Genomic DNA, 23,041 nt, shown 5'->3' on the forward strand with positions numbered 1-23,041 from the left:
GTACCGGAGGGGGTGGTTAGGGGAGTTGAGGGGGAAGAGACACCATCGATTTTCCGACCCTTGAGGGAAGCGTGACCACTCACCTCAAGGCCTGGAGCAAAGGCTCTCGAATACGTGATATCAACAATCAGGTAATCCGCGCCGCGTTCAACAAAATTGACGGATTTTATTTTTGGGGCTGCATATTTTTTGATGGAGTCGCCGGCGGCTTCGCCCAGCAGGTCATCGGTGAGTTTTTTAAACAGATCCCCAAAACCGCCACCTTTGTCGGAATCTTCCGCCGTGTTTACACCCGGACTGGATTCACCATTCTGGCCATAGGCAGTATGCTGCGGTAACACTAGAATAGCGAACAGCACCAGAAAACATATCCCTTTCATATATCCTTTCACGTATTATGTTTTTAACGGAACGGCCAACGGTCGCGGATAGAAAGCAATGGATATCTTTTGAACTCAAAACGGGGACTCACTGGGAATACTTAAGATTGAACCCCCGATTATCTTTGGAACTCCTTTGCTTTCCTTGGTGTATACCATGAATTTTTAAAATTGTCATCCCCCGGGAGGTGGGTTGTTGGAGGTATTCTTTACCCAAGCACAGCAGGAAAAATCCGTTACAGTAAACCGAATTATGTGAAAACGTCTTTTAAAAAATGCCGGATGATTTTACAGAATCAATCATTCAATGTCGCAATTACCTATTGAATTGAGTGTCGGATCGGCATCAGTCATTGAAAAAATGGTCCGTAGAAAATCCAGGTTTACTTGTTAAACGTTTTTATAAACAGGCAGAACTTGACAGTTAGTTGGTTAGACGAAGCCGCTACGCGGAGGAAACCCAAACTGCGATGCCACGATTTATGCTTCCTCTTAGTCCCCTCGTCTTCTGAGGGGTTGATTTTGCACACAATCATGAGGACACGCCAGCATGCGCACAACATTTTCATCGCAATTGCACTTCGACCAACAGTACCAGACATCTCTCAAGCATTTCAAGCTCAAAGGTTTGCAGCCCAAGACCATCGAGGCGTACTCGCGCACCCTACGCCGCATCGGCGCGCGCTTCGATCATCAAATCGACAGCCTGACCGAGGCACAACTGAGGGAGTATTTCACCGAACTGGTGGCGTCGCACGCGTGGAGTACGGTCAAACTCGACCTGTACGGGTTAAAGTTTTACTACCCGTACGTCTTGCGCAAGCCTTGGGTCGCGCCCGGACTGATCAACCCCCCGAGGTGCCAACGCCTGCCGGATGTCGTCACGGTCGACGAGAGTCCGGTGGATATTAATCGCCACGCGCGTGGTCAGTTACCGGGTGTGCTTCTTCACGCTGTATAGCCTGCGCTGCGCCTGGGCGAAGGGCTACGGCTGCAATTGGCGGATATCGATGCGGCACGCGCTCGCGCGCATATCCGCGATACCAAGGGCAACTAGGCTCGCTTCGTTCCGCTGCCGCATGCGACGCTCCTGCTCCTGTGCCGTATTGGCAAACGCATCGCAACCCGTTGTTGCTGTTCCCCAACCACCATTCCGGCAGAAAAGTGGCCGCAACTGCCAGGACGCTGCTGGATCATGACGGTGTGCAAACCACTCTGCACAAAGTGACCGAAGCCTGCGGCCTAAAAAAGAGCACGCCTCACAGTTTGCGCCACAGCTATGCGACCCATCTGATCGATGGCCGGGGTCGACCTGATCGAGGTGCAGAAGTTTCTCGGCCATCACTCCCTACTCACCACCGCCCGCTATACCCACCTGACCGACCAGACCAAACTTCTCGCCATAGAGCGTATCAACGGGAAGTAGCACTTTTGTCAGTCTAACCTCGAAAATCTGGCCAGAACTCGCAGCGAAACAACAGCGATAAGATCAGAATAAAAATGTCACATTGCTACGAGGGAGGCGAGCAACCTTTTAGTCCAATTGTCGAAATGATGATTCTCACCTTCGTTTAAGGCGACACGGATGAGCTCTCTGCGACGGCAAATTTCCCGTTCGAGATCTATGAATTGCCATTCAATTTCGTCTAGCACCACAGCCAATTCGTTGGCAATGTGGTGATCAGTCATTGCGATTTCGATCAGCGACTCCAAACCGCTTGGGTCGAAACCGAATTGAAAAAGTATTGAACGTAAACTTGCCATACGATCGAACATAAACTCCAGCTCTCCAGGCGGGCTATAGTTAGCAGCAGCTGCTAGACCCAGTAAAGCGCGAAACTCATCCCATGTTTCAAATAGTTGTGAAGCCGCCTCGAGCCGAGTTAGCTCAACATTGTTAGTTGCAATGGGGTCAATGGTTATGGGACCGAAGCCTTCCAGTAACAAGGAAAGCAGTTCAGGGCCATATTTTTTGGAATTCAGGCGAATCCAAATGCTCATTCGTTTGCTGTTGCCGAAGCGAGCAAAAATGGAAGCACAGGCATCGGAAATGCTGACGATGCGAGCTACAATGCTGATTTTGTCACCATGCAACCAATAGGGATAACCACTGCCATCCAGTCTCTCATGGTGCTGCAGAATAGCGGTTGAAACAGCTGGGTTAATACCTGCCACTTCACGAACTATAAGACAGCTTATAATTGGATGTGCATAGATGTGGTGACGCTCGATTTCACTGAGGTCGTTTTTTGAGTTCAGCACTTCAGGGTTGATATGAAGCTCTCCCAAGTCATGAAATAGGGCTGCAGATAGCAGATTTTCCATGTCCATTCCTGACAGTTTTATACGGACTGCCAAGTAGTGGGCAATCAGGGTCACAAGCAGAAGGTGTTGGAACAAATCTGGTTGTTGCTCTTTGGCTACGGTGAGCTTGAACGCCATATGTGGTGATAGCACCAACAGAACGACTTCTTGAGGCAGTGCCCGTAAATCCCCATTGAAGGCCGCCAAATATTGCAGGCCGGGATTTTTTTAATGAGAAGGGATACTTCTCTTGCTAGGGAGTCTAGCGTGACTCCATTCTGGACTGTAAGGCTTTGGTCGATCGGTTTACACAGCTTATGCTTTATCAATACTTCACGTAGGTTACTACCTATAATCGTGTTCTCTTTAATTAGTTTGATCCCGCTGGCCGAGTAAATATCCTCAGAGGAAGTAACTTCCTTATGGTCTGACATATCAGTAACTTTGGTCACATAATGCGAGTCTTCCTCGGCAGCTTGATGCGCTATTTCTTCATATACAGTCTTGTCTATAGTTGTCATGTGGCAATACAAGTAAATTCGAGCGTAGTTCGCCGGGATTTTGCCAACTTTTAAAGTTGGCAATCTGTTTTGAATATTTAAAGGGCACTTCTATAAATCCCGTTAGTTTTCACCCGCCATCATCAAATTTCATTTTTTGATGATGTTCCGGTGAGACTTACAATATCTACGGCGGTTTGTTCATTGCCTCCCAGCCGATGTCGGCTATTTTGAGTGGTCACCCCCCTTTTATACCATTGCCTGCGCGACAGGCGCACCCATCCTGTCTAAGTCAAACACTTTCAAACGAATCAGCGTCTCAATGCGCTTTAGGTTGTACGTCAAGCTCATCAAGCCCACCCCCCCTTGGCGCGCGCTGCGCCAATACTGCGCAAGAAGATGCCGCCCATGTCGTTTTCCATCGCACCAAAAACATGCTCGACCCGTGCACGAACGCGCGATTTCTCTGTGTTGCTCAGCGCTTGTGCTTCGGTCAACGGTTTGTTGCGATAGGCACGTTCATGAATCCGGCTCTCGTGCCGACTTCCCTTGAGGCTTTGCGCCTGTTCGTCTGAACGGTAGGCGCTATCTGCCCACACTTCTTTGCCGCCTGTCGCCTCGTCGCGCAGCACCCCATCGAGCACCTGACTGTCATGGTTGCTGGCGGCGGGTCAGGCGGCGGCGGTGATGAGCTTGGTGTCCTGGTCGATGTTGATGGGGTTCTTATAGCCATAGTGGCTTTGACCGCTTTTCTTCGCCCAGCGGGCAATGACGGCGTTGAGCCGCTCCAGCGGGTCGCCTGCTTCAGACAGGCTGGCGTAGCGGTTCTGAAGGTCAAACAGGCCGTTTTGCATGGGATGGGGGGCGTCGAATGGCTGTGTCTATTATAGGCGTGGTGAACTTTCGGCGCTTGTGAAAATCGAGGAGGTTTATAGAGGTGCCCTTATGAAAACTTGACCATTGATATTGCTCTGACGTAAGAACCATATTAGCGCGTACTGATTCAGTACTATATTAACGCACAGGTAATAGATAACTTTCTTCCTAACAGCCTGAAGTATCTGATGCGGAGGTGTGGCCATGCTCTAAGGTACCAGAACGAACTGGTTCGCCCGAATCAACTCGAACCAGGCATTTTGCGGCGCTCCCACTCTTTTTCCAGCGCCTGGATATCGCGCAACCAGTCAATTTTTACTACACTCAGCACTTCGTGTTGATGATCCTCTAACGATTCCTTCATGCCATGGATCTTGGCGAGCTTGGACAGTGTCGTGTCCCTTTGATGCAGAAGATATTCGATGATAGGAATGTACATACCAACGAAACCGGTGAGCCACTCGGCCGACACCGAGTTTTCGCCTTCAATTTGAAAACGGAAACGTTGAATCGCCGCTAAAATAATGGAAGTATTGAGCCAGTGGCCACTAGTCACCCAATGATTTACCGTAAATAAACTTACGGGCAGACCACGACTATCCAGGCTAATAGCAAAAAGATGGGATGGGGCTGTTCGTTGCCATGGATTATTTTCTCCATTAACGTAGCGCCTATTCCCTGAAGCGGTAGCGTGATAGAAAAGATGAAGGTGGCCATGCTCGACCGTTGCATGCCGATGGGAGTGATAAAAAAACTGATAGCCATGACGACGATCCAAGACATCCGGATCGGGATAGCGCTCATCTTCGCGGACTTCCTTACCACTAATCCAGTTTTGCAGTAGCGAACCAAACTTTTGAGTGGCATCGCCCCAAGCATGCACGCTGCGCTGTGCATACTCATAAACGTGTACAAACTCTGTATCACCCATAGCACGCAACATTGATCGGTAACTCACATTACACCCACCAAACCTGCTCCAAAGAAATCTGCTCAAAACACGGATCATTCCGAGGGGGTAGCCCCCCTTTTTTGAATATCAGCTATTCCTTATTATTTTGCTTTGCAGGTCCGATAATAATTTACGCTACTCGCGCCTGATTTAGCGCCGCATTTAGCGCCGCATTTAGCACCACATTTAGCGCCACATTTAGCGCCACATTTAGCACCGCATTTAGCTTGGCTTTTTGATGTGCCACAGCTGCGGTTGCTGTGACACGTCGTCGAGCATCCAGTAGATGCCAATGCAGCAGTTGTAATTACAGCACCAACAATAGACCGCTTGAGAAGCTGAGACAAATTTGCCATGATAATTCTCCTATAAAGATTAAATAAATTGCTACCGTATGAATCCGCTGACAAACTTACAAACGGCACATAGCATATAGAGGCAACGATGTAATTTCGTTACATCTACGAGCATCTTACATGTATTTGGCTCACTGACCAAGACACAAGAACACGTGATTCACACACCGTTCGGACCTACTTCAGACGCCATCCTAACAAGGCAAGTGACTGGTACTGACGCAATATTTACGCCATGAAATCGTTCAGCTGCACTATCTGATTTCCATCTCGGCGCAGATTCGCGACATGATAATATTCAGCAGTGTAAGATGTTTGATCACATGCATGGCGGGCTCTCCTTCGCAGCTTGGTTGCGATGAAAGTGACAATAAATCTGCCGTGCATGTACTTTTTTGGAGCAGATAATAAACCTTATTTTATTGAAATGTAACGCATTTTTAGGAAAAACCTCAGGGTCTGACTTTATTTAACCTGATCTATTGGTTACCGTCGATGACAATTAATGAAAGAAGTATTGGTGTAAAATGTTAGACTTTTTCGCAAGGTGCTCTTAAATAGTGCAATCTAAAACTTCAGCATTAATCCTTAAACTGGATCATCGTTTTAGTGTCGGCAAGCCTTACGCACATTGGACGTTGACTAAATGATATGCGCGCGTTGCGAAAGTTTGAACGTGCGCCGCTCTTCGTGGAAAAAAAACGAAGACCACATGAACCATATCCTTTATGCACCGTACCGTTGCCGTGACTGCAAGCATCGTTTCTTTAAATTCAGTAAAACTTTTAAGCTTTCTCTCACAGCCATCTTGGGTTTGCTTGCCTGCGTAGGATTTTTTGCCACGATTTATCTATTATCCAAACCTGACTCTATTATCGCCGCACCACCTATCGCCCATGAAATAAAGCCAAGCAGAACATTTGTACTCGAGAAAGCCAAACAGGGTAGGGCCGATGATCAATACGCTGCAGGACTCATGTACTTGCCAGGTGGCGACTTCACAGTAAATTACCAGGAAGCGCTAAAGTGGTTTGATTTAGCTGCCAAGCAGGGACATGCAGGGGCGGAATTCAATCTCGGCCTGCTTTATCAAAATGGACATGGCGTCTTGCAGGATTTCACCGCTGCTGCTCAATGGATTGAGAAAGCAGCTCACAAAGGTTACCCTGAAGCTCAACATCACCTTGGAAAACTTTACAAAACTGGTGAAGGAGTCCAACGTGATCTGACGCAGGCTTATGTCTGGTTTAACCTCGCGTCCGCACAAGGCTACCAACCCAGTATTTCTGGACGAAATAATGTAGCAAATCTCATGAGTGCAGCTGAAGTGCTGAAAGCACAAACCTTGTCGCGTAATTTCAAGCTAACACTACCCAATCGCGGTGAAGACAAAAAGCTTGCGGACAACGTCGAAAAGCATATCCAAAAAGATACACCTGAGAGAAGCGCGAAGCAACCTTCACAACTAGACAACGAATTTAACAAAAATGTCTCAAAGTAACCGCCATCGCCACTAAATTCACTTACAAAAATTGCGCTTCAGATTTGAATCTGCCTTACTATTTAATGTGAAGACGCTACTTAAATATATTTCAATGTCTCAGGTTGTTGACAAGCTATAGCCACAATATTTACTGACTTACTGAGGAGGTTCTATGTAAGCAGTAATTTTTTTCGAGTAACGCTGTATTGTGATAAAGCGGGGTAACCAGGCAAGCCGCGAAGCGGCTACTCGCAAAATTTTGATTTTTAGAGGTACTCTTAAGTTATCTACCCCACCTCTCGAACGGCTTGAGCGATGGTTTCCGCCCAGTGCCGCACTTTTTCGCCGTCCTCGCCTTCCACCATGACACGCAACAACGGTTCTGTTCCAGAAGGCCTCAGCAATACTCTGCCACAACCATCGAGCGCCGTTTCAGCAGCCATCACTACTTCACGTATGCTGGCATGTGCAGAGCAATCAGCCCCTCTGGCAACACGTACGTTCAGCAGAATTTGTGGATACAGTGTCAAATCTGAAACAGCCTGAGCCAAGGTCTGCTGGTTAATACGAAGTGCATGCAATACTTGCAGGGCGGAAATAATGCCATCGCCTGTTGTATGCCGATCAAGACAAATGATGTGGCCAGAATTTTCCCCACCCAGTTGCCAACCTTGTTGCAACATTGTTTCCATTACATGACGATCACCTACCTTGGCGCGCGTGAAGGGAACGTCCATACGTTGCATTGCATGCTCGAAAGCCAGATTGGTCATGAGTGTCCCCACCACCCCGCCCTTAAGCGTGCCCTGCATATGACGATGTTTGGCAATAATGTAGAGAAGATGGTCGCCATCGTACAAACATCCATCCGCATCCACCATCACCAGTCGGTCGCCGTCACCGTCAAGGGCGATACCCATATCTGCATGATGATCTTTAACGGCTTGCTGCAAATTGGCCGGAGCAGTCGCGCCATAACCGTCATTGATGTTTATACCATCCGGTTGCACACCGATAGTTACAACGTCCGCGCCCAGCTCGTGGAAAACATGTCGGGCAATGTGATAGCAAGCACCGTGCGCGCAATCCACCACTAATTTCAGACCACGCAGATCTAAATCATAGGGAAAGCTACTCTTGCAGAACTCTATATAACGGCCTGCAGCATCCTGTAAGCGTTTCGCTTTACCCAGCTTAGCCGAAGGCATAGTTTCTATTGATGTTTCCAGCTTTGCTTCGATGGCGTATTCCATTTCATCTGCCAGCTTGCTGCCTTGGCTGGAGAAAAACTTGATGCCATTATCTTCGAACAGATTATGCGAAGCAGAAATCACAATACCTGCCTGCAAACGCAATGCCCGAGTTAGATAAGCCACTGCAGGCGTTGGCACCGGTCCTGCCAGATAAACATCTACCCCGGCAGCAATCAAACCCGCCTGCAAAGCCGATTCAAGCAGGTATCCAGATATACGCGTGTCCTTGCCAATCAGTACTCCTGGATTTTCACCATGTGACAATTGCCAATCTGCAGAAGCAAGTACTTTGCCTGCGGAATAGCCCAAGTGCATTACAAGTTCCGGCGTAATAGGATATTCACCTACCCGTCCGCGTACACCATCCGTACCAAAAAATTTTTTGCTCACAAGTCGACTTCCTTCACCGCGTACAAAATTTTCAAAGCATCTACTGTAGCACGCACATCATGCACGCGCACCATGCATGCCCCTCGCATCACTGCCAGCAACGCTGCTGCAACGCTGGCGTGCACTCGGTGCTCCACGTCTTGCCCAGTAATTGTTCCCAGCATGGATTTACGTGAAATACCGGCTAGTAGAGGCACCCCCAAAACAGAAAACTCATCCAGACGCCTTAACAGGGCGAGATTATGCGCCAAGGTTTTGTCAAAACCAAAACCCGGATCAACCATGATACGTTCCCTAGCGATACCTGCCTTTTGCACGGATACTATACGTGAACGTAAGAATTGAAGCACCTCTGCCACTACATCCTGATAGTGCGACTGCTGAATAGTCTGGGGGAGGCCTTGCTTATGCATTAGACACACCGCTGCATCGCTTGCAGCCACGGCGGCCAGCGAACTCGGTTGCTGCAACGCGTGGATATCATTAATCATGCTTACTCCTGCCACCAATGCCGAGCGCATCACTTCTGGTTTATAGGTATCCACCGAAAGGGGAACCAAGGCACCCTGCAAACCTTCAATCACCGGCATAATACGATCCAACTCTTCCTGCACGCTGATCGGTTGCGCACCAGGACGCGAGGATTCGCCGCCTATATCGAGAATATCAGCGCCTTCTTGAATCAGTTGATGTGCATGAACCAGCGCTGCATCGCGTTGCGAATGATGGCCGCCATCATAGAATGAGTCGGGGGTGACATTGACAATACCCATTACCAAAGTGCGGGATAGATCAAGCTTGAATAAGCCGCAGTGGAGAAGCATATGTCAGGTGAAGAGAAAATAAAAAAGGGAAGTGGAAACATAAAGATGCGCGAAAACATGCACCCCACTCTTCCCCTTAAACTATACTATTCAGCTACTCAAGCTTCTGGCGCTGGCTGAGCGGATGGAGCTTCCGATGCCGTTGGCGCCGCATCCTTAGGCGGCTGCGTATCTTTACTTGACTGGACGACCTTGGGCGGGCGTGGCGGTTTGCCAGCCATAATATCGTCGAGCTGGTCAGAATCCAAAGTTTCAAACTCCAGCAATGCTAGCGCCATCGCTTCGACTTTGTCCCTATTAGCTTCAATCAGTCCCCGAGCCAATGCGTACTGCTGGTCAATAATTCGACGAATTTCTTCATCCACTTTCTGCATGGTCGCTTCTGAAACATTTTTATGGGTAGTCACGGATCGGCCTAGAAATACCTCGCCATCATTTTCGCCGTATACCATGGTTCCCAAAGCTTCCGACATACCCCATTGAGTTACCATGCGACGCGCCATTTCAGTGGCACGCTCAAAGTCATTGGAAGCTCCGGTAGTCATTTGATGCATGAAAATTTCTTCCGCAATACGACCACCAAACAATACCGCAAGCGTATCAAGTATGCGATTCTTGTCCATGCTATAACGGTCTTCTGCTGGCAATTGCATGGTCAACCCCAGTGCACGTCCGCGCGGAATGATGGTGACCTTGTGAACCGGATCAGTTTTGGGTAGCAACTTGGCCACAACAGCATGGCCAGACTCATGATAAGCAGTGTTACGACGCTCCTCCTCAGGCATAACGACTGAGCGTCGTTCCGCACCCATCATGATCTTATCTTTGGCTGCCTCAAAATCGTCCATCTCTACGAATCGCTTGCTACTCCGTGCGGCAAAAAGTGCCGCCTCGTTTACCAAGTTCGCCAAGTCAGCTCCAGACATGCCGGGTGTACCACGCGCCAAAATATCGGCTTTCACATCAGGCGCAACAGGCACTTTACGCATATGCACCGTCAGAATCTGTTCGCGGCCACGAATATCCGGCAACGGTACTACTACTTGGCGATCAAAACGGCCCGGACGCAACAGTGCTGCGTCAAGCACATCGGGACGATTGGTCGCAGCGATTACAATCACGCCGCTAGCTCCTTCAAAACCATCCATTTCTACTAGCAACGCATTCAGAGTTTGTTCGCGCTCATCATTGCCGCCGCCCAAGCCCGCGCCGCGCTGGCGACCGACTGCGTCAATTTCATCAATGAACACAATACACGGCGCCTGTTTTTTTGCCTGCTCGAACATGTCACGCACACGCGCCGCGCCCACACCGACAAACATTTCTACAAAATCAGAACCTGAAATTGAGAAAAATGGCACCTTAGCCTCGCCTGCAATGGCCTTTGCCAGCAGTGTTTTACCGGTACCGGGGCTACCTAGCAACAGCACCCCGCGCGGAATGCGACCACCCAAATTTTGAAATTTGGTTGGGTCGCGCAAGAAATCTACAATCTCGGATACTTCTTCCTTGGCCTCATCGCAGCCTGCCACATCGGAAAAGGTAACACGTTCTTTAGTCTCGTCCAGCATCCGCGCCTTGCTCTTGCCAAAAGAAAAAAGCCCGCCTCCTTTGCCACCTCCTTGCATTTGGCGCATGAAAAAAACCCACACGCCAATGAGTAGCAGCATTGGGAACCACGAAACAAAAATGCTCATCAGAAAAGATTGCTCTTCTTCCGGCTTAGCCTCAATCGCAACACCATTTTTGATCAAGTCGGATACCAACCACAAATCTTGCGGCGCATAGCTGACAATACGCTTACCATCACTAGTAACAGCCTTCAGCATACGTCCTTCGATAATGACCTTAGAGATACTTCCCAGCCTGACTTCTTCCAGAAAGCGCGAGTAATCCATCTGCGTCTGCGAGGTCTGCTGGCGCGTGTTGAATTGATTGAATACGGTCATCAGCACCAACGCCACGACCATCCAAATTCCAATGCTTTTAAACAAGTTGTTCAAAGTTACTCCTTAAACCAGCGCACAATTGCTACCATGCGTCCATTAGACTACGTCTGACCCGATTACTCAAGGGCATCACTATATACCCATCAATATTGCAATACTGCGTTAATCTATAGGTTCTACCGCTTACATGTTCAAAGCATACTGCGTATTAAGCTTATTTCGCATTTAATATCAACTCAGAAATTTAAACATTTAAAATGTGTTCTCAAGCTTTGAGGTTCCCAAGAGATATAGTTCATTACTTCTGTCGCGCGAAGAATCCGGCTTGCGCGTCACTACACGATCAAAGTAACTGCGCATCAGCTTAATATAATCCTCAAAACCTACGCCTTGAAACACTTTCACCAGAAATGCGCCGCTTGGTTGCAAATGGAATAATGAAAAATCCAGCGCTAGTTCTGCCAAATGCATGGCACGCGCCTGATCGGTCATGTTGACGCCACTAATATTGGGGGACATATCTGAAATTACAAGTCCAATTTTTTTGCCACCTAACTTACCCTCTATTTGCCCCATCACACTCTCTTCGCGGAAATCACCTTGAATAAACTCCACGCCATGTATCGGATGCAATGGTAAAAGATCGACTGCAATTACTTTGCCACCCTCGCCCACCTTGCTGGCAGCGACTTGCGACCAACCGCCTGGGGTCGCACCCAAGTCAACAACCACCATACCACGTTTGAGTAAGTGGTCACGCTCATCAATTTCCAATAATTTGTATGCCGCACGCGAGCGATAACCTTCTTTCTGCGCACGCTGCACATATGAATCATTCACATGTTCATTCATCCACTGTTTGCTACTTTTGGATCGTTTCATCGTTTAAAATGCCAGCCTTATCAGGAGCCAATAAAATTGCTAACACTATCTGTATTACAACGTCAGAACCTCAAAGCACGCGCCCATCCGCTCAAACCCACCGTTATGATTGGATCAGCGGGGCTGACTCCCACTGTACTGGGAGAAATTTCTTGCGCACTGAAGAGCCATGAATTAATAAAAGTCAGGGTTATGAATGAGGATCGAGGAGCTCGCGCGGTTATCTTGGAAGAAATTTGCACGCAATTAAGCGCTGTAGCGGTGCAGCATATTGGCAAAATCCTGGTGGTATACCAACCACAAGAAGATGTGCCCAAGAATAAACCTGCAAAGCACAAAGGTAAACTGCTCAGCAAAAAACAATTGGGGAGCCGCTAAACCTCCCACGATGTGGCCATATGCCCCCCTGGAAGCAGCGAGGTTGCCGCAAGCGAGGAAGGGGCTCACCTTCTTGGGCTACCAACGGTAGCTGAGAAGACTTAAATGTATTGCACATTCACGATCTCATATTCGCGAACTCCGCCTGGAGCTTGAACTTCAGCAACATCTCCGCTGTACTTGCCTATCAGTGCACGCGCAATCGGAGAGCTGATGGAAATCTTGCATTGTCTGATGTCAGCTTCGTCATCTCCAACAATCTGGTAACTCACTACATCGCCGCTTGCGAGATCCTCCAGCTTCACGGTCGCGCCAAACACACAACGACCATCCGCGTTAAGGGTCTTTGGATCTATAACTTGAGCATTACCCAGCTTGCTACCCAACTCTATGATGCGCCCCTCAACAAAACTTTGACGCTCTTTAGCCGCTTCATATTCAGCATTTTCCGACAGGTCACCTTGTGCGCGCGCTTCGGAAATGGCATTTATAACCCACGGGCGATCCACAGCTTTTAAGTGATGTAGTTCGTTACGCAATAGCTCAGCACCTACCACTGTTAATGGAATCTTGCTCATACTGGTTTTCCTTCTACGTTTTTAATGAGTCAGACGCTGATGCTGCGTCTGCAAGTCATACACATTTAATTCAGCGATGTGCTGCATGCCTAGACAAGCTGCACGTGCACCAGCCAACGTGGTGTAATAAGTCACACGTCCCTGCAATGCGGCATGGCGGATTGAATATGAATCTTGCATCGCACTGCGCTTACTGTCCACGGTGTTAACAATCAAGTTAATCTCGCCGTTTTTGATCATATCCACGATGTGCGGACGACCTTCTGCCACTTTGTTCACCACAGTCACCGCAACATCTGCGGCCACTAATGTTTCAGCAGTACCACGCGTAGCTAACACGGTAAAACCCATATCGCGCAGGCTTTTGGCAATTTCCACAGCCCCCAACTTATCTGCACCTCGCACACTGATAAACACCTTGCCGGCAGACGATAGTTTGACTCCTGCCGCCAATTGTGATTTAACAAAGGCTTCGGCAAAGGTATCACCCACACCCATCACCTCCCCTGTGGATTTCATTTCTGGGCCAAGAATGATATCCACACCCGGGAATTTAATAAATGGGAACACCGCTTCCTTGACTGAATAATACGACGGAATAACTTCCTTAGTCACGCCCTGCTGCGCTAAAGTTATACCAACCATGCAACGTGCAGCCACCTTGGCCAACGGAATTCCGGTAGCTTTTGACACGAAGGGTACTGTGCGTGAGGCACGCGGATTTACTTCGAGTACAAATACAGATTCACCCTGAATGGCATACTGTACATTCATCAGGCCGACTACATTCAGTGCTCTAGCCATTGCCTTGGTCTGGCGGCGCAACTCCTCCTGAAGCTTTGACGGCAAACTAAAAGGTGGCAAGGAACAAGCTGAGTCGCCAGAATGTACACCAGCCTCTTCGATGTGTTCCATGATACCGCCGACCAGCACGTCTGTGCCGTCACTTACCGCATCTACATCGACCTCGATCGCGTCATTAAGAAAACGGTCAAGCAAAATCGGCATTCGTTCTGGAAAAATATAAGCGCTCTCTATTGCCTCGCGCATATAACGTTCCAAATCAGGCTGAGTATGAACAATTTCCATGGCACGCCCACCCAACACGTTGCTGGGTCGCATTACCAGCGGGTAGCCAATTGCTTGGGCTGCCAGCACCGCCTGTTCCGGGGAGCTGACCGTGCGATTGGGCGGTTGTTTTAAATCTAATTGCTGCAACATCAGGCGGAACCGCTCACGGTCTTCCGCACAGTCGATCATGTCCGGCGTGGTGCCTATGATAGGCACACCGTTTTTCTCTAATCCACGCGCCAGTTTCAACGGCGTCTGCCCCCCAAACTGCACAATCACGCCGATCGGTTTTTCCACAGCCACAATTTCCAGCACATCTTCTAACGTCAGCGGCTCGAAATACAGACGGTCGGACGTATCATAATCAGTAGACACTGTCTCTGGATTACAATTGACCATAATGGTCTCATACCCATCATCACGCAACGCCAGTGCAGCATGCACACAGCAATAATCAAATTCGATCCCTTGACCAATTCGATTAGGCCCACCACCCAGCACGATAATTTTTTTTCTGGTCGTAGATTGTGCCTCACATTCCTCTTCATAAGTAGAGTACATGTAAGCAGTATCGGTGGCGAATTCGGCGGCACATGTGTCCACCCGCTTGAACACTGGGTGAATACCCAGTGCATGACGGCACGCGCGCACGGCAGCGGCATCACTCCCCAGCAACCTGGCCAAGCGACTATCCGAAAAACCTTTGCGCTTTAATCCTCGCATTTCTGACATACCCAAGCACTGCAGCGTACGGCCTGACAGCGCAACTTCGTGCTTGATCAAGTCTTCGATCTGCGTCAAGAACCAAGGGTCAATTTTGCTCAGATTGAACACATCTTCCAGCGTCATGCCTATGCGAAAAGCATCTCCTACATACCAGATACGATCTGGCCCCGGCGTGCCCAATTCAGCGGCAATTAATTCTTGATCGCTTGTTTTTCCATCTAACCCATCGACACCCACTTCCAGTCCGCGTAGCGCCTTTTGAAACGATTCCTGGAAAGTGCGACCGATTGCCATCACCTCGCCCACAGATTTCATCTGTGTAGTTAAACGGTCATTGGCCTGCGTGAATTTCTCAAAAGCGAAACGCGGAATTTTAGTCACTACGTAATCAATTGTCGGCTCAAATGAAGCCGGAGTTGCCCCACCCGTAATGTCGTTCTTTAACTCGTCCAGCGTATACCCTACCGCCAGTTTCGCCGCCACTTTGGCAATTGGAAAGCCGGTAGCCTTGGATGCAAGCGCCGAAGAGCGCGATACACGCGGATTCATCTCTATTACCACCATATGCCCATTTTCGGGGTTAATGGCGAACTGCACGTTAGAACCACCCGTATCCACGCCAATTTCGCGTAGCACGGCTATACTTGCGTTGCGCATGATCTGATATTCCTTGTCAGTCAGCGTCTGCGCAGGTGCCACAGTGATGGAGTCACCAGTGTGCACACCCATCGGGTCTAAATTTTCAATCGAGCAAATGATTATGCAGTTGTCAGCACGGTCACGCACCACTTCCATTTCAAACTCTTTCCAGCCAAGCAGTGACTCTTCAATCAACAACTCCTTAGTGGGGCTAGCCTCCAAACCGCGTTCACAAATTTCAACGAACTCTTCACGATTATAAGCAATGCCGCCGCCCGAGCCACCCATGGTGAAGGATGGTCGAATAACGGTAGGGAAGCCCATCACCTGCTGCACCTGCAATGCCTCTTCCATGCTATGCGCAATCGCTGAGCGGGCTGATCCCAAACCAATACGCGTCATCGCCTGCTTAAATTTTTCGCGATCTTCCGCCATATCGATAGCTTCGCGCGAGGCGCCTATCATTTCTACGCCATATTTTTCCAGCACACCGTGTTTAGCCAAATCTAGCGCGCAATTCAATGCGGTCTGCCCACCCATGGTAGGCAGAATCGCGTCCGGCCTTTCCTTGATAATGATTTTTTCCACTATCCGCCAAGTGATCGGCTCAATATAGGTAGCATCCGCCATGTTTGGATCGGTCATGATGGTGGCAGGATTCGAGTTCACCAGAATCACGCGATAACCTTCTTCGCGCAGCGCCTTACATGCCTGTACGCCGGAATAATCAAATTCACATGCCTGTCCAATGATAATGGGACCCGCTCCGATGATCAGGATAGATTTTATGTCAGTACGTTTGGGCATATCAGGAACTCTTGCGCATCAGCGCTAAAAAGCGATCAAACAAATAATCCACATCATGTGGGCCGGGGCTTGCTTCGGGATGACCCTGAAAACCAAACGCAGGCTTATCGATCAACTCGAAGCCCTGCAGCGTGCCATCGAACAGAGAAACATGTGTCACTCGCGCATTCGCCGGCAGGGTCGCCGCGTCCACCGCAAATCCGTGGTTCTGACTTGTAATCATCACACGTTTACTCTGTATATCCTGAACAGGATGGTTTGCGCCTCGATGACCAAGCTTCATTTTCACAGTCTGAGCTCCCACTGCCAAGCCAAGAATCTGATGTCCCAGGCAAATACCGAACAACGGCATACCCACGCGTAAAAATTGCTGCGTTGCAGCGATAGCATAATCGCATGGTTCAGGATCACCAGGCCCATTTGGCAATAACACACCATCCGGCTTAAGTGCTAAGACATCTTCGGCGCTGGTCTTAGCAGGTACAACGGTAATCTGGCAGCCGCGTTCGGCCAGTTTGCGCAGAATATTGTGTTTAGTGCCAAAGTCATATGCCACCACATGACACTCAGATTGCACATTACTGCTGTATCCGTCCTTCAAATTCCACTCTCGCTGCGTCCAATCGTAATTTTTTTCACAAGAGACATGCTGCGCCAAATCCATCCCGGCTAGTCCCACAAAGTCACGCGCCGCTTGCCGCGCCGCCTCCACGTCCATATCGGTAGAAATGCAGCCATTCTGAGCACCCTTTCTGCGCAAAATGCGCGTTAGCTTACGGGTGTCAATGTCAGAAATCGCCACTATTTTATTGGCTTTGAGGTAATCGGAAAGTGATTGCGTGCTGCGCCAGTTGCTCACCGTCAAGGACAAATCACGGATCACCAGTCCACTGGCAAACACCTGGCGCGATTCCTCGTCCTCAACATTTACACCCACATTACCAACATGGGGATAAGTCAGGGTAACAATTTGTTTACAGTAAGAAGGGTCCGTAAGAATTTCCTGGTAGCCGGTCATCGAGGTATTGAAAACCACCTCGCCCACGCACATGCCAGAAATGCCAATGGCAGTACCACGAAACACCGTTCCATCGGCAAGCACAAGAATGGCAGGGTTCGTTTGCGACACCAGATATTCTCCAAGGCTAGCTACTAGCCTGAACATTGCATAAATTTACGTGATGATCACGCAAGATTTTGCGATCTGGGAAATACTTTCCATCCCAGCGAACCTTACTTGTTTGATTAGCCAGCCTTGTGAACGAACGGAGCCATACACCCGAAAGAACAAAACCTTGCTTGACAACCAAAAGACCACGCGCTAATTTATGAAACATTCCAGCTAACAGCTTGAATGACATAAAGAAGCGGGACGAACCGATCGTTCATCCCGCCATTGCTATCCAGCAATTATACCTGAGAGCGGAGGGGGTATCAAATGCAAAAACTGTGTTCGTAAATCATGTTGGTAGCCCATCTGGTGAGCTACTCTGGTGTGTATATTTTGTGTCACGGCGTATATGCACTAGTTCACTAGTTCATGCAGAAGGCAGAATGAGGAGGCCGGAATTGAAACGAACCACTGCCGCGTTGCGGCAACTGGCGCCAGATCATCGTAATAGTGTAGCAGTTGAATTGGTCGCGCTGGATGCGCAGCTAGCCAGCGCGACCTCTCGCACAAACAGGTGCACGGTACTGGAGCTGACTATGGCGATCGGTGAAACTATCCAACAACATGATTTGCGGACACAGCCTTATTAATTACCCCCCGCACCGCTGCTGTGAAATTAAGTTCCAATGCAGTTATGTGGCCTTTTTCGGACATTTTTTTCCAAGTCTTGCGAAGAATGTTAAGCAGCTTTTCTTCTTCAAAATAGTTATATTTGTTAACAAAATCTACCAGATAATACTGAAGGAATACCAAGCCAACGACATCTTCCAATATCTGGCTTTCCGGGTTAGTTTTGAGCTTTTCTTTGCGTAGCAGTGCTTGCACGTAAGCAATCATGTCCTCATCGTAGCCTACCTCGCGCATAATTCCACCAGTAATTTCACCGTGGAATTTATACAATTCAATCCGCCAACATTTGTATCCCACCCTACCCATCGGATAATTGTTACGTGGAATTTTCCAGCGACAGATATGCTGGCAACGCGCCGCCAGTTGCAATGCCTCGGAAGCATCAGGCTCATAATCATTAAGCACGGCAGTCATGCGTTTAGAATAGAGCAATTCTTTTGGATAAATCACACCCTCAAAAACATCCTGATTAGGATCCGCAGCGTTAACGGCATCAAATTTAACAAGCGCTTGCTCACAGCGGGAGACATTAGCAATCATGTAGCCATCTTTCACATCTGAGCACAATTGGTAAGCAAAATGATTGTGTGGATATTAATTTTCATCTAGTTGAGACGCCCCACCTATGCACTTACTTCAACCCCAGCACATCCTGCATGTCATACATCCCCGTTGAATTGCCTTGCAAGAAACGGGCGGCGCGTAGCGCACCGAGAGCAAAAGTGGCGCGACTACTAGCCTTGTGAGTAATCTCTATACGTTCGCCTGTGCCTGCAAATAATACAGTGTGGTCTCCCACAATGTCGCCACCACGCACAGTGGCGAAGCCAATGGTTGACGGATCGCGTTCACCAGTTGTGCCTTCACGACCATATACAGCGCATTTAGCAAGGTCGCGCCCTAAAGTTTTTGCAATGACTTCTCCCATACCTAGCGCGGTGCCAGAGGGCGCATCTACTTTATGACGGTGATGCGCTTCGATGATTTCAATATCAAAGCCATGACTTAACACTTTGGATGCCATTTCCAGTAACTTAAAGGTAAGGTTTACACCTACGCTCATATTGGGAGCAAACACGATACCGATTTGCTGCGCTGCAGCACCCAGTTGTGCCTTTTGCTGCGCAGAAAAACCCGTGGTGCCTATCACCATAGGCACGCCAAGTTTCGTACATATATCAAGGTGATGCACCGTTCCTTCTGGGCGAGTAAAATCAATCAATACGTTCGCACCTTGCAAAGCGTCCTCCACATCAGCAGTGATCTTCACGCCACATGTGCTACCAACCAACTCTCCAGCACTCTTCCCTAGCTGCACACTTGAGGCATGCTCCAAAGCCGCATGTAATGTCAAATCATCAGACTGCAATATGCCTTCGAGCAAAGCTTTACCCATTCGCCCGCTACAACCAGCAATTGCGACTTTTATTTTATTCATGGCTACTCCTTAACTATTCTCAGAGCTAATTCGCGCCGACTGGTGGCTCAACTGATACGGGCACGACCACTATAGGCAGCACGGGCATATTGCCATCGTCAATACGAGTTAGGAATTCACCTTCGAAATATAGCGTCATACGTTGCTCCTCAAGCAATTTGGCCTTTTTTTCAAGCCTATACACATAATCCCAACGGTTAGCATGAAAGACGTCATTGACCAGTGGCGTACCAAGGATAGCCTGCACCTGCAATCGCGTCATACCCAACTTGAGTTTATGACGCATCTCTGGAGTAACCATATTTCCTTGATTAATTTCCATCTTGTGCGCAGTGAACGTGGGTAGCTTGGGCATAGTCATTTCGCTGCACGAAACGAGCAACACAGAAACAATAATTAACTTAATGAGCATAGTAAAAACCATTGATAACGGAACTTCAGCATGATACATCAAAGCCACTGCTAGACGGCAGACCGAGTCCAACCTCAAGCATTTCGGCCGCATGTTTGCGTGTGGTATCAGTAATTGTTACTCCGCCCAACATGCGTGCAATTTCCTCGACACGCTCCGCTTGCTGAAGGATAGAGATGGTACTCACAGTGGCACCGTTTCGCATGGACTTACTCACCTGCCATTGAGCATCAGCCATCGCTGCTACCTGCGGTAAATGCGTTACGCACATCACCTGATGACGCTGCCCCAAGCGCTTAAGCAAAGCACCGACGATTTCCGCCACACGCCCGCCTATGCCGCTATCCACCTCATCAAAGATCAGCGTGGGCACGGTAGCTGCCTGACTAGCAGCTACCTGTATCGCCAGACTAATCCGTGATAATTCGCCACCAGAGGCAACTTTTGCCAAACTCCGCAACGGCGAGCCGGGATTGATCGCCACCTGAAATTCGAGCATTTCCAACCCCTGCGCAGTCCCTTCGGCAAGCGGTTTTAGTACCACGGCGAATTTACCACCCTGCATGGCCAGAGTCTGCATTGCAGCAGTAATTTCACACGATAATTTTTCAGCTGCTTTCTGGCGCTCTGCGCCCAATTTTTTCGCAGCAGACAAATAATTTTTAAGTGCGGCAGCTTCTTGCTGCGCCAATATGGCAAGATCAGCATCGCTACCCAGATCATCTAGCCGCGCGACAATACGCTGCAAAGCTTCGAGCAATTGCTCCGGCGTTACCCGATATTTGCGCGATGCATCCACCACCGCTGCCATACGTTGTTCTTGCTCGCGTAATTTTTGCGGATCAGCATCAACTTTCTGTGAGTAATGGCGTAATGCATACACAGCTTCCTGCAAATCGTTTTGGGCGCTTTCCACCATGTTAAGTGCGTCCTGCAATGATTCGTCGAATTCTATGCCCACGCGTAAACGAGCAGTAAGCGCATTCAATTGCGCAAGACAGGCAGTATCAGCTTCACTTAATACTTCCACGCCAAACTGTGCGGTTTCCAGCAGGTCAGTGGCGTGCGACAGTCGCGCATAATCGGCCTGTAATTCTATCCACACTGGCACACTGAAGCTCAGCATCTCCAGCTCCTGCCGCTGGAACAACAGTAATTCACGCTCGCTAGCCACCGCTTCAGCGCTTTGCTCCAACTTTTTATGGCGGCGATGCAACATTTGCCACTCGCGGAATAATCCCGCCTGCTCTTCCACCTTGCTTATCAAGCCGGCATAACCATCCAGCAGATCGCGCTGAGCATCGGGATGTAACAAGGACTGATGCGCATGCTGACCGTGGATATCAAGCAGATACCCACCCGCATCGCGCATTTGCTGCAACGTGGCGCTTCGCCCATTAATAAAACCGCGCGAACGCCCGTTGGCATCCAGCAATCTGCGCAACAGGCATACATTTGTATCACCTACCAACTCTTGCTCGAACAACCAGGATTGCACTTCAGGCAAGTCAGCTATATCGAATTCCGCACTGATTTCGGCACGCTCACAACCGCTACGCACCATGACCGTATCTCCACGCCCGCCCAATGCCAGCGTCAAGGCATCAATCAAGATGGATTTCCCCGCACCGGTCTCGCCGGTGAGTGCGGTGAAGCCGGAAGAAAAATCAAGCTCTAGGAAATCAACGATGACAAAATCGCGGATACTAAGAAATTTCAACATTACAATGTCTTATTCCAGAACAATTTTTCACGCAATGTATGGTAATAGCTATGCCCTACCGGATGCAACAGACAGGCCGGCTGTTTATGACGGCTCACCACCACTTTGTCATTTTCCTGCAAGTCAAAATAAGCGTGACTATCAAAATGTACGCGCGCATCCGAAATGCGGTGCGGCAGAATTTCCAACAGCGATTCGCTTTTAACAACAATAGGACGATTACTTAAAGTATGCGGACAGACAGGAACCAGAACGATAAGGTCAAGTGAAGGATGCAAGATAGGGCCGCCAGCGGATAACGCATATGCTGTTGAGCCCGTAGGGGTCGCTACAATTAAACCATCTGCACGCTGAAGATACAGATACTCACCGTCGATGCGCACCTCAAATTCAACCATGCTGCTGGCATTGCCGCGGTGTAACACTACTTCGTTGAACGCTAATGAATTAAATACTTGCACACCATCGCGCAAGATACATGTAGCCAACAACATGCGCTGCTCAATGACAAAATTACCACCCAGCATAGCGGCTATTGTTTGCTGCATAGTATCAAGCGAAATGTCGGTAAGAAAACCTAGCCGCCCTTGATTCACTCCTACTAGCGGAATACCGAGGGGCGCCAAGGTACGCGCAATGTTCAACATGGTTCCATCGCCGCCCAACACAATTGCCAGATCAACCTCATCCCCCATCGTGTCCAGAGCCATGACACTATAGTCATGCGGCTTTAGGTGCTCGGCCGTGAGACTATCCACCACGACAAAAATATCTTGTTCGGACAGATAGGTAGCCAGCCGCAACAGCGGCTCTGTAATTTCCGGTGCCTTGTATTTTCCAATCAGTGCGACCGTTTTAAAAGGAAATTTCATAGCAAAACTTGGGGCTCTCTATATCTTCTTGGCAACAACCCCTTCAGCATCCTATTTGGATTTAGAATTGATGGAGTGCAGATTCTCATTTAGAGCATAAATTTGTCACAATAAAAACCATGGATGAAATTAAACCTCAACAATAACTTAATTTCAAAGCACGAAGCTCACACCATGCTTATCCGGTTAGCACCCACAATGCCCTGAGCTGAATTGATGCCGAGCAGAGGATCCAATCGATGGACCATAAAATCTATTCGCATAAACCGAGAGTCGACATCCACTCAAAACGCGCTACACCAAGCGACTGCATGAGTCATCAATACGCGACTTATACGCTTGTGTGCGAGAACCGGATAAGCACGGCTCAAACTTCGCAGCCGGATTAGAAAAACACAGTATTGCCACTCTGTATACTATTTGAAGTTCACCAGAACAAATCCAAAG

The 23,041-nt window shown here is 48.8% G+C and carries 21 protein-coding genes and 1 pseudogene; 5 read left to right on the forward strand and 17 right to left on the reverse strand.

Annotated features, from left to right (window positions below):
• Positions 1-380, reverse strand: a 380-nt coding sequence (locus MJ769_RS05395; RefSeq protein WP_239234967.1) for a hypothetical protein, incomplete at its 3' end; no start/stop codon positions are given.
• 550 nt (positions 381-930) lie between these two features.
• On the opposite strand from MJ769_RS05395, the gene MJ769_RS05400 reads away from it, so the two are divergent.
• Positions 931-1,341 (forward strand): site-specific integrase, encoded by a 411-nt coding sequence (locus MJ769_RS05400; protein ID WP_239234969.1) that lies wholly within the window; start codon positions 931-933, stop codon positions 1,339-1,341.
• A gap of 336 nt (positions 1,342-1,677) precedes the next feature.
• A complete protein-coding gene (locus tag MJ769_RS14425; RefSeq protein ID WP_256445690.1) occupies positions 1,678-1,806 on the forward strand; it encodes a hypothetical protein in 129 nt (42 codons plus the stop codon).
• A 77-nt stretch (positions 1,807-1,883) separates the two neighbouring features.
• Here the strand turns inward: MJ769_RS14425 and MJ769_RS05405 are convergent, their stop codons facing one another.
• The 4 genes and pseudogenes from MJ769_RS05405 to MJ769_RS05420 form a co-directional block, all read right to left on the reverse strand.
• Positions 1,884-2,837: an HD domain-containing phosphohydrolase gene (locus MJ769_RS05405; RefSeq protein WP_239235034.1), complete on the reverse strand. Its 954-nt coding sequence runs from the start codon at positions 2,835-2,837 to the stop codon at positions 1,884-1,886.
• Between the two features lie 697 nt (positions 2,838-3,534).
• A pseudogene (locus MJ769_RS05410) lies at positions 3,535-3,840 on the reverse strand (transposase); the annotation flags it as partial.
• Positions 3,841-3,855: 15 nt separating this feature from the next.
• Positions 3,856-4,038 (reverse strand): hypothetical protein, encoded by a 183-nt coding sequence (locus MJ769_RS05415; protein WP_239234973.1) that lies wholly within the window; start codon positions 4,036-4,038, stop codon positions 3,856-3,858.
• 263 nt (positions 4,039-4,301) lie between these two features.
• Positions 4,302-5,018, reverse strand: a complete 717-nt coding sequence (locus MJ769_RS05420; protein WP_239234975.1) for a DUF6969 family protein — start codon at positions 5,016-5,018, stop codon at positions 4,302-4,304.
• Between the two features lie 1,062 nt (positions 5,019-6,080).
• On the opposite strand from MJ769_RS05420, the gene MJ769_RS05425 reads away from it, so the two are divergent.
• Positions 6,081-6,869: a tetratricopeptide repeat protein gene (locus tag MJ769_RS05425; protein ID WP_239234976.1), complete on the forward strand. Its 789-nt coding sequence runs from the start codon at positions 6,081-6,083 to the stop codon at positions 6,867-6,869.
• 269 nt (positions 6,870-7,138) lie between these two features.
• Here the strand turns inward: MJ769_RS05425 and glmM are convergent, their stop codons facing one another.
• The 4 genes from glmM to rlmE all read right to left on the reverse strand — a co-directional run bounded on the left by glmM (position 7,139) and on the right by rlmE (position 12,149).
• Positions 7,139-8,494: a phosphoglucosamine mutase gene (gene glmM / locus MJ769_RS05430; RefSeq protein ID WP_239234978.1), complete on the reverse strand. Its 1,356-nt coding sequence runs from the start codon at positions 8,492-8,494 to the stop codon at positions 7,139-7,141.
• Positions 8,491-9,318 carry a dihydropteroate synthase gene (gene folP, locus MJ769_RS05435; RefSeq protein WP_239234979.1) on the reverse strand — a complete coding sequence of 276 codons (828 nt, stop codon included), beginning with the start codon at positions 9,316-9,318 and terminating at the stop codon, positions 8,491-8,493. The genes glmM and folP overlap by 4 nt, the downstream gene beginning before the upstream one ends.
• Positions 9,319-9,416: 98 nt before the next feature.
• On the reverse strand, positions 9,417-11,321 hold the full coding sequence (gene ftsH, locus MJ769_RS05440) for an ATP-dependent zinc metalloprotease FtsH (RefSeq protein ID WP_239234981.1): 1,905 nt from the start codon (positions 11,319-11,321) through the stop codon (positions 9,417-9,419).
• A gap of 198 nt (positions 11,322-11,519) precedes the next feature.
• Positions 11,520-12,149, reverse strand: a complete 630-nt coding sequence (rlmE, locus tag MJ769_RS05445) for a 23S rRNA (uridine(2552)-2'-O)-methyltransferase RlmE (protein ID WP_239234982.1) — start codon at positions 12,147-12,149, stop codon at positions 11,520-11,522.
• A gap of 36 nt (positions 12,150-12,185) precedes the next feature.
• On the opposite strand from rlmE, the gene MJ769_RS05450 reads away from it, so the two are divergent.
• Positions 12,186-12,527, forward strand: a complete 342-nt coding sequence (locus tag MJ769_RS05450) for a YhbY family RNA-binding protein (RefSeq protein WP_239234984.1) — start codon at positions 12,186-12,188, stop codon at positions 12,525-12,527.
• Positions 12,528-12,628: 101 nt separating this feature from the next.
• On the opposite strand, the gene greA is transcribed toward MJ769_RS05450, so the two are convergent.
• The 3 genes from greA to carA are packed head-to-tail and all read right to left on the reverse strand — an operon-like array spanning position 12,629 to position 17,477.
• Positions 12,629-13,105 carry a transcription elongation factor GreA gene (gene greA / locus MJ769_RS05455; RefSeq protein ID WP_239234985.1) on the reverse strand — a complete coding sequence of 159 codons (477 nt, stop codon included), beginning with the start codon at positions 13,103-13,105 and terminating at the stop codon, positions 12,629-12,631.
• A 21-nt stretch (positions 13,106-13,126) separates the two neighbouring features.
• Positions 13,127-16,348, reverse strand: coding sequence for a carbamoyl-phosphate synthase large subunit (gene carB, locus MJ769_RS05460; RefSeq protein WP_239234987.1), 3,222 nt, complete (start codon positions 16,346-16,348; stop codon positions 13,127-13,129).
• Between the two features lies 1 nt (position 16,349).
• Entirely contained in the window at positions 16,350-17,477 is a 1,128-nt protein-coding gene (carA, locus tag MJ769_RS05465; RefSeq protein WP_239234989.1) for a glutamine-hydrolyzing carbamoyl-phosphate synthase small subunit, read from the reverse strand.
• Between the two features lie 440 nt (positions 17,478-17,917).
• Here carA and MJ769_RS14715 point away from each other — a divergent pair, with 440 nt between their 5' ends.
• Positions 17,918-18,109 (forward strand): hypothetical protein, encoded by a 192-nt coding sequence (locus tag MJ769_RS14715; protein WP_445083072.1) that lies wholly within the window; start codon positions 17,918-17,920, stop codon positions 18,107-18,109.
• Here the strand turns inward: MJ769_RS14715 and MJ769_RS05475 are convergent.
• The 5 genes from MJ769_RS05475 to MJ769_RS05495 form a co-directional block, all read right to left on the reverse strand.
• Entirely contained in the window at positions 18,072-18,689 is a 618-nt protein-coding gene (locus MJ769_RS05475; RefSeq protein WP_239234991.1) for a DUF4202 domain-containing protein, read from the reverse strand. The two genes, MJ769_RS14715 and MJ769_RS05475, sit on opposite strands and share 38 nt — an antisense overlap.
• 91 nt (positions 18,690-18,780) lie before the next feature.
• Entirely contained in the window at positions 18,781-19,587 is an 807-nt protein-coding gene (gene dapB / locus MJ769_RS05480; protein ID WP_239234993.1) for a 4-hydroxy-tetrahydrodipicolinate reductase, read from the reverse strand.
• Positions 19,588-19,612: 25 nt separating this feature from the next.
• The gene (locus MJ769_RS05485; RefSeq protein ID WP_239234995.1) at positions 19,613-19,999 is read right to left on the reverse strand and encodes an outer membrane protein assembly factor BamE; all 387 of its coding nucleotides are present in this window, start codon (positions 19,997-19,999) and stop codon (positions 19,613-19,615) included.
• Between the two features lie 25 nt (positions 20,000-20,024).
• Entirely contained in the window at positions 20,025-21,722 is a 1,698-nt protein-coding gene (gene recN, locus MJ769_RS05490) for a DNA repair protein RecN (protein WP_239234997.1), read from the reverse strand.
• The gene (locus tag MJ769_RS05495) at positions 21,722-22,594 is read right to left on the reverse strand and encodes an NAD kinase (protein WP_239234999.1); all 873 of its coding nucleotides are present in this window, start codon (positions 22,592-22,594) and stop codon (positions 21,722-21,724) included. The genes recN and MJ769_RS05495 overlap by 1 nt, the downstream gene beginning before the upstream one ends.
• Positions 22,595-23,041 lie beyond the last annotated feature (447 nt).

The sequence above is a fragment of the Candidatus Nitrotoga sp. BS genome (assembly GCF_927797785.1).
Lineage (GTDB): Bacteria > Pseudomonadota > Gammaproteobacteria > Burkholderiales > Gallionellaceae > Nitrotoga.

Excerpts from the sequence above, each read along its gene's own strand:
- MJ769_RS05400 (WP_239234969.1), top strand. The coding sequence starts at position 931 with ATGCGCACAACATTTTCATCGCAATTGCACTTCGACCAACAGTACCAG.
- MJ769_RS14425 (WP_256445690.1), top strand. The coding sequence starts at position 1,678 with ATGGCCGGGGTCGACCTGATCGAGGTGCAGAAGTTTCTCGGCCATCAC.
- MJ769_RS05415 (WP_239234973.1), bottom strand. The coding sequence starts at position 4,038 with ATGCAAAACGGCCTGTTTGACCTTCAGAACCGCTACGCCAGCCTGTCT.
- MJ769_RS05425 (WP_239234976.1), top strand. The coding sequence starts at position 6,081 with ATGAACCATATCCTTTATGCACCGTACCGTTGCCGTGACTGCAAGCAT.
- folP (WP_239234979.1), bottom strand. The coding sequence starts at position 9,318 with ATGCTTCTCCACTGCGGCTTATTCAAGCTTGATCTATCCCGCACTTTG.
- rlmE (WP_239234982.1), bottom strand. The coding sequence starts at position 12,149 with ATGAAACGATCCAAAAGTAGCAAACAGTGGATGAATGAACATGTGAAT.
- greA (WP_239234985.1), bottom strand. The coding sequence starts at position 13,105 with ATGAGCAAGATTCCATTAACAGTGGTAGGTGCTGAGCTATTGCGTAAC.
- carB (WP_239234987.1), bottom strand. The coding sequence starts at position 16,348 with ATGCCCAAACGTACTGACATAAAATCTATCCTGATCATCGGAGCGGGT.
- MJ769_RS05475 (WP_239234991.1), bottom strand. The coding sequence starts at position 18,689 with ATGATTGCTAATGTCTCCCGCTGTGAGCAAGCGCTTGTTAAATTTGAT.
- dapB (WP_239234993.1), bottom strand. The coding sequence starts at position 19,587 with ATGAATAAAATAAAAGTCGCAATTGCTGGTTGTAGCGGGCGAATGGGT.
- MJ769_RS05485 (WP_239234995.1), bottom strand. The coding sequence starts at position 19,999 with ATGCTCATTAAGTTAATTATTGTTTCTGTGTTGCTCGTTTCGTGCAGC.
- recN (WP_239234997.1), bottom strand. The coding sequence starts at position 21,722 with ATGTTGAAATTTCTTAGTATCCGCGATTTTGTCATCGTTGATTTCCTA.
- MJ769_RS05495 (WP_239234999.1), bottom strand. The coding sequence starts at position 22,594 with ATGAAATTTCCTTTTAAAACGGTCGCACTGATTGGAAAATACAAGGCA.